Source organism: Piscicoccus intestinalis NBRC 104926, assembly GCF_001515525.1.
GTDB lineage: Bacteria > Actinomycetota > Actinomycetes > Actinomycetales > Dermatophilaceae > Kineosphaera > Kineosphaera intestinalis.
The window spans coordinates 1-6,717 of the sequence record NZ_BCNQ01000197.1; the positions used below are offsets into that span (position 1 = coordinate 1).

The window sequence follows — 6,717 nt, forward strand, 5'->3', positions numbered from 1 at the left end:
GCCCGCCCCGCCCGGTGGGCGCCGGGTCGTGCCGCAGCGGCACGGTGCGCTCGCCGCGCAGCACGGCGGCGCTGCCCTCGGTGAGCCCGAGCGTGCCGTAGTCGCCTTCGACGGCGAGCAGCCCCGCGGCGAGCAGCTGCCGAACGACCCCGCGCCACTGCCCCTGGGTGAGGTCGGTGCCGATGCCGAACGTCGTCAGGTCGGTGTGCCCCAGCTGGCTGACGCGGGGGGTGGCCACGCCGCGCAGGATGTCGATGAGATGCCCAGCGCCGTACCGCTGCCCGCGCCGGTCGAGCCGCACGACGGTCGACAGCAGCTTCTGCGCCGGGATCGTGCCGTCCCACGCCTGCGGCGGGTCCAGGCACGTGTCGCAGTTGCCGCAGGGCCCGGTGCCCGGCTGCCCGAAGTACGCGAGCAGCTGCTCGCGCCGGCACGACACGGTTTCGCACAGCGCGAGGATCGCGTCGAGGTGCTGGCCCTGGCGGCGCCGGTGCGCCTCGTCGCCCTCGCCGGTCTCGATCATCTTGCGCAGCTGCACGACGTCGGCGAGGCCGTACGTCATCCACGCGGTCGACGGGAGCCCGTCGCGGCCGGCGCGGCCCGTCTCCTGGTAGTAGCCCTCGACCGATTTCGGCAGGTCGAGGTGCGCGACGAAGCGCACGTCGGGCTTGTCGATGCCCATGCCGAACGCGATCGTCGCCACCATGACCAGACCGTCTTCCCGCAGGAAGCGCGCCTGGTTCCGGGCGCGCGCCTCCCGGTCCAGGCCCGCGTGGTAGGGCAGCGACGCGATGCCCTCGGACACCAGGAATTCGGCGGTCGCCTCGACGCTCGATCGGCTCAGGCAGTAGACGATCCCCGAGTCGCCGGGGTGCTCGGCACGCAGAAACGCCAGCAGCTGCCGGCGCGGGTTGTCCTTGGGCACGATGCGGTACGTGATGTTCGGCCGGTCGAAGTCGGCGACGAAGTGGCGCGCCTCGTCCAGCCCGAGCCGCTCCGAGATCTCGGCGTGGGTGGCCTGGGTCGCGGTGGCCGTCAACGCGATCCGCGGCACCGCCGGCCAGCGCTGGGCGAGCATCGACAGCTGCAGGTAGTCGGGCCGAAAGTCGTGCCCCCACTGCGACACGCAGTGCGCCTCGTCGATGGCGAACAGCGCGATCCGGCCTGAGTCGAGCAGCCGCACGGTCTCCGCCGAGCGCAGCCGCTCCGGCGCGAGGTAGAGCAGGTCGAGGTCGCCTGCGAGATAGGCGCGTTCGGTGTCGCGGCGCTGCTGCGGCCCCTGCGTGGAGTTGAGGAAGCCCGCCCGCACCCCGAGCGCCGACAGCGCGTCGACCTGGTCGGCCATGAGCGCGATGAGCGGGGAGATCACGACGCCGGTGCCCTCCCGCACGAGCGAGGGCACCTGGTAGCACAGCGACTTGCCGCCGCCGGTCGGCATGAGCACGAGCGCGTCGCCGCCGCCGATGACCGTGTCGATGATCTGCGCCTGCTGCCCGCGGAAACCCTCGTATCCCCACACGCGCCGCAGCGTCTCCAGCGCCGCCAGTTGCGCCGATGCGTCTGCGGAGCCGGGCGGCTCGAGGCCGAATTCGAGCGCATCGGAGGGAGCCGGGGCCGGCGGCTGCGAGGGGAGCATCACCTCAGCCTAGGCCGGGCCCGCACCACGCCGCCGCGGCTGTCCCCAGGCGGGCAGGCCCCTCACTCGCGCCCGCCCTTGCCCGTCACAGCCAGCGCGGCCCGTGCCCGGTCACGCGGGCCAGCCGTGGGGTCTCGTCCTCGTCGGCGACGGCCCGGGCCAGTTCGACCTCGAGGTAGGAGTCGGCGAGCTGCTCGGCGAGCCCGCGGCCCCACTCGACCACGGTCACCGCCTCCGCCAGCGACGCCTCCAGGTCGAGGTCCTCGAGCTCGATGACGTCGCCGAGCCGGTAGGCGTCGACATGCACCAGCGCGGGCCCGCCGACGAGCGAGGGATGCACCCGGGCGATGACGAACGTCGGCGACGTGATCGGCCCGCGCACTCCCAGGCCCGCGCCGAGCCCCTGCGTCAGCGTCGTCTTGCCGGCGCCCAGCTCGCCGGTGAGCAGCACGACGTCGCCTGCGCGCAGCCGCGCCGCGAGGTCCGCACCCAGGGCCGTGGTCGCCTCCGGAGTCGGCAGCTCCCGCCAGCGGCCGTCCACCGGCTGCTCGTCGCGCGCCTCAGCCACTGCCGTCCTTTCTCGAATCCTGTCGTGAACCCTTCCCCGACCGCGTCCTCGGGTCCGCGCCCGGCCCGTCCCCCGCCTCGCGGCCGACGGCCCGGCGCGCGCTCACTCGCCGGGCCCGTCGCGCCGAGGAGAGATCGGTCACGGTGCGCCGCACCGAGGTCCGCGACCGACGTCGACCGCCCCCACCGCCAGCACCGACACCGCCAGCACCCGCACGGCCGATCAGGGCCCCGGCTCGCGTCGCCCGCTCGGCGAGCGCCAGCAGCTGCTCGTTGAGCAGGTCGGGGTGCTCGAGCATGATGACGTGCCCGGCATCGGCGACGACGATGTGCTCGGCGCCCGGCAGGTGTCGCACGATCTCCTCGCTGTGCTCCGGCGGCGTCAACCGGTCCTGCATGCCGCTGATGACCAGCGCCTCGATCCCGTCGAACCGCGCCAGCGCCTCGCGCTTGTCCATCTCGTCGAAGCGCGGCATGAACGCCGAGATGACGTCCATGCGGGTGCCGAAGATCATGTCGGTGGTCAGCTGCGCCACGCTCATCGGCACCGGCGACCCGAACGAGCCCCAGTCGACGAGCAGGTCGACGACGTCGCGACCCACCTTGACCGTGCCGTCGACGAACCCCTGCCGGCGCGCGAGCAGACCCGCCGTCGGTGCGGCGATGCGGTGCACGACCTTGCCGAGCGCCCCCATGCCGTAGCTCGTGCCGGCGAGGTTGCCGGGGCTCGTCGCGACGAAGGCCACCCCGACCACCCGCCGCTGCACGATGTCGGGGCGGTCCAGCGCGAGCCCCATGATCGTCATGCCGCCCATCGAGTGCCCGACGAGCACGAGCGGACCGCGCGGCACGACCTCCTCGATGACGCGCGCGAGGTCGTCACCGAGCAGGTCGACGTCGTAGGAGTCGGGGTCGCCGGTGCCCGACCGGCCGTGCCCGCGGTGGTCCCACAGCACCACCCGATACCCGGCCTCGCGCAGCGCCCGGCGCTGGAACACCCACGACCGCAGCGACAGGCAGTACCCGTGACACAGCACGAACGTCGGACGCGCCGCAGCGTCGCCGACCTGCGCCCCATCCATGCCACTCGTGCCACCCGACTCCCCCGACTCCCCCGATTCCCCCGACTCCCCGGGCTCCCCCGGCTCCGGCGAACTCGGGTGCGCCCGTGGGTGGTCGACCTCGACGTGAAGCTGCACCCCGTCCGAGGCCACCACGGTGTGCACCTCGTCGGGCTCCTCGTGGAAGGGATCCTCGGTCGTCGCGTCGAGGGCGAGCGCCAGCCGCCGGTCGCGATTGAGGCGGTCCGCGGCGTACCCGGCCGCGGCCGTCACCCCGGCCGCCGCGATGCCGAACGCGATGCCCAGGCCGAGGCCCTTGGGTCCGCCGTCGGGCGTGCCGGGCAGCTTCGGCACTCCCTTGGGTTCGGGAAGCTCGCCGCTCATCGGTCCGCCCCGCCCGCCGTTCGGGTCGTCGTTCGGGTCGTCGAATCGGTGGTTTGTCCCGTCATGCCCACCTCATCGGCCCCGAGGTAGACCCGCGGGAGCCGCCCGCTCATCCGCGTGACGATCTCGTAGGAGATCGTGCCGGCCGCGTCCGCCCAGTCCTGCGCGGTCGGGCCGCCGTCGGAGCCGTCTCCGAACAGCACGGCCGGATCGCCGGACTCGACCGTCGCGGCGCCCTCGCCGGGCGGGCCGATGTCGACGACGACCTGGTCCATGCACACCCGGCCCGCGAGCCGCGTGCGCAGCCCCCCGACGAGCACCGGCCCGGAGCCCGAGGCGTGCCGCGGCACCCCGTCGGCGTAGCCCACCGGCAGCAGCGCGAGCCGCGTGGCCCGCGGCGTCACGTACGTGTGCCCGTAGCTGACGCCCTGACCGGCGGGAACGGACTTGACGTTGGCGACGTCGGCGACGAACGTCATCGCCGGCCGCAGCCCGTACTCGGCGGGTCCGGCGACCTGCGGCACCGGCGACAGCCCGTAGATCGCGAGCCCGGGTCGCACCAGGTCGTAGTGGCTGTCGGGCACCGTCAGCGTCGCCGCCGAGTTCGCCATGTGCCGCACCTGCAGGCCCAGCCCGAGGCCGCTCGCGTACGCGTCGGCCCGCTCGAACACGTCCTGCTGCGCCCGGATCGTCGGGGAGCCGGGCTCGTCCGACTCCACGAAGTGACTCATGAGCCCGACGACCCGCACGGTGCCGCGCTGCTCGGCGTCCGCGGCTGCCTCCAGAAGCGAGCGCGCGTCGGCGCCCAGCGACCCGTCGGGCGAGGGCCCGAACGCGCCGTTGCGCGCCAGCCCCGTGTCGATCTTCACGTGGAGCCGGGCCACCCGCCCGGTCGCGACCGCCGCCGCCTCGATCTCGGCCAGCGCCCACGGCGCCGACACCCCGAGGTCGACATCGGCCTCCAGCGCCCGGACGAAATCCGCGCCCGGGCCGTGCAGCCACGAGATGACCGGCACGTCGATGCCGGCCGCGCGCAGCGCGAGCGACTCCGCGAGTTGCGCGGTGCCCAGCCACGTCGCGCCCCCGGCGAGAGCCGCGCGCGCCGTCGGCACCAGCCCGTGCCCGTACGCGTCGCCCTTGACGACGGCGAGCAGCCGGGCTCCGGCGGCTCGTCGGGCGAGCTCGGCGACGTTGTCGCGGATCGCCCGAAGGTCGACGACGAGCCGCGCGGGCGAGTGGACATCGGTGCTGGTCATCGCTCTCAGCCTCCCTCAGCGCTGCGCGCGGCGCAGAGTGTGGGCGACCACCCGCGGTATGGCGTGCGCCACGTCGAGCGCCCGCACGGGTCCGCCCGGGTTCGCCTCGTGTCCCGCCAGACCGTGCACCAGCGCCGCAAGCGCCCCCGCCCGCAGCGGGTCGAGACCACCGGCCAACAGCGTGCCCGCCAGCCCGGCGAGCACGTCGCCGCTGCCCGCCGTGCCGAGCCACGCGGGCCCGTCGGCCTGGGCGTACACCGGCAGGGCGTCGACCGGCGGCACGACGTACGTCGTCGAGCCCTTGAGCAGCACCGTCGCGTGCAGCGCGGTCGCCGCCCGCCGGGCGTGCTCGATCGGGGCCGCGCGCACCGCCTCCGCATCGACAGCATCGACGTCGGCGCCCTCCAGCCGGCTGAGCAGCCGAGCCAGTTCACCGGCGTGCGGGGTGAGCAGCGTGCGGGCGCCCGCGTGCGGCCGCGGCCCGTCGAGCAGGTCGAGCCCGCCGGCGTCGACCACGCACGGCTCGGCCGAGTCGAGGGCAGCCCGCGCCGCGTCGAGCTGCGCGCGCTGCTCTTCGCCCTGGTCGCCGTCCTCGAGCGCCTCCAGGCCGGAGCCGACGAGCCAGGCCTGCACGCGCCCGACGCCGTGCACCGCCTCCGGCACGCTCGCGCGCACGAGATCCGTCGCAGCCGACGGCCCCACGTAGCGGACCATGCCCGCCCCGGCACTCACCGCGGCCGTCACGGACAGCACGGCGGCGCCGGTGTAGCGGTCGCCACCGGCGACGATGCCGAGCACGCCGCGGGTGTACTTGTCGTCGGCGGGGCCGGGCACCGGCCACAGGTCGGCGACGTCGTCGTGCTCCAGCCGCGCCGCGACCGGCTCCCCCGGGTCGTCGAGGCCGATGTCGACTACCGTGAGCAGTCCGCACGCGGGGCCACCGGCCAGCACGTGCACCGGCTTGCAGACCCCGAAGGTCACGGTCTCGTCGGCGAACACGCAGTCGGAGACGGTCCGCTCGCCGGCGGGGTCGGTGCCGCTGGGCAGGTCGACGGCCATGACGTACGCGTCGTCGGGGATCGCCTGCACGAGGCGCCACGCCACCGGAAAGCCCTCGGCCAGCCCGGGCCGCCCGCCGATCCCCGTGATGCCGTCGACGACGACGTCGGCCTCGGAGACGGCCGCGAGGGCCCGCTGCACCGCCTCGTCATCGGAGTCGGACCGTGCCTCGTGCAGCACGACCCCGGCCGCCCGCGCCGCCGCCAGCGCCGGCGCGTGCGAGTTCGACGTGAGCAGCACCGCCGCCACGGAGACGGTCCCGTCCGAATCGGCAGCGTCCGCATCGGCGGCGTCCTCAGCGTCGGCGACCGACACGGACCCGTCGGCGAGGAACGCGGCGGCGAACAGCGCGTCACCGCCGTTGCCGCCGGGGCCGGCGAGCACGACGACCCGCGGCGCCTCGATGTCACGCAGGCGGGCCGCGACGACATGAGCCAGCCCGCGCGCGGCCCGCTGCATGAGCTCGCCGTCGGGCAGTGTCGCCATCGTGGCGGCCTCCGCGGACCGCACGTGCTCGATCGACCACGCGTTGATGGGCACGGTGCTCTCCCTTCCTTCCGGCGACCGCCGCGGGCCGCTGGCTCGGTGTCCGTGGGTGTCCGTCGGTATCCGTCAGTATCCGCCGGTGCCCGCCGATGCCCGCGGGGGCCCGACATGTCCGCGGCGACCGCAGCGGGTCCGCGACGCGGCCTGGCGCGCCCAGCCGACCCGCCGACTACCCGGACGCCGGCGCCGGCAGCCGCTCGGCGATGAC

5 protein-coding genes are annotated in these 6,717 nt (G+C 75.0%); all 5 read right to left on the reverse strand.

Annotation, left to right across the window (positions count from 1 at the left end):
* A partial coding sequence (gene recQ, locus PINTE_RS19630; protein ID WP_157087400.1) for a DNA helicase RecQ occupies positions 1 to 1,636 on the reverse strand: 1,636 nt, incomplete at its 3' end.
* 85 nt (positions 1,637 to 1,721) lie between these two features.
* Positions 1,722 to 2,204: a tRNA (adenosine(37)-N6)-threonylcarbamoyltransferase complex ATPase subunit type 1 TsaE gene (gene tsaE, locus PINTE_RS19635; RefSeq protein ID WP_373280180.1), complete on the reverse strand. Its 483-nt coding sequence runs from the start codon at positions 2,202 to 2,204 to the stop codon at positions 1,722 to 1,724.
* Positions 2,197 to 3,648: an alpha/beta fold hydrolase gene (locus tag PINTE_RS19640; protein WP_084343837.1), complete on the reverse strand. Its 1,452-nt coding sequence runs from the start codon at positions 3,646 to 3,648 to the stop codon at positions 2,197 to 2,199. Before PINTE_RS19640 ends, tsaE begins: the two co-directional genes overlap by 8 nt.
* Positions 3,645 to 4,904, reverse strand: coding sequence for an alanine racemase (gene alr, locus PINTE_RS19645; RefSeq protein WP_068434040.1), 1,260 nt, complete (start codon positions 4,902 to 4,904; stop codon positions 3,645 to 3,647). The genes PINTE_RS19640 and alr overlap by 4 nt, the downstream gene beginning before the upstream one ends.
* Before the next feature lie 15 nt (positions 4,905 to 4,919).
* Positions 4,920 to 6,503 (reverse strand): bifunctional ADP-dependent NAD(P)H-hydrate dehydratase/NAD(P)H-hydrate epimerase, encoded by a 1,584-nt coding sequence (locus PINTE_RS19650; RefSeq protein ID WP_373280181.1) that lies wholly within the window; start codon positions 6,501 to 6,503, stop codon positions 4,920 to 4,922.
* Positions 6,504 to 6,717: the final 214 nt, after the last annotated feature.

What these genes read in the sequence shown, in the direction of transcription:
- PINTE_RS19640 (WP_084343837.1), bottom strand. Translation starts at nt 3,648, where the DNA reads ATGAGCGGCGAGCTTCCCGAACCCAAGGGAGTGCCGAAGCTGCCCGGC.
- alr (WP_068434040.1), bottom strand. Translation starts at nt 4,904, where the DNA reads ATGACCAGCACCGATGTCCACTCGCCCGCGCGGCTCGTCGTCGACCTT.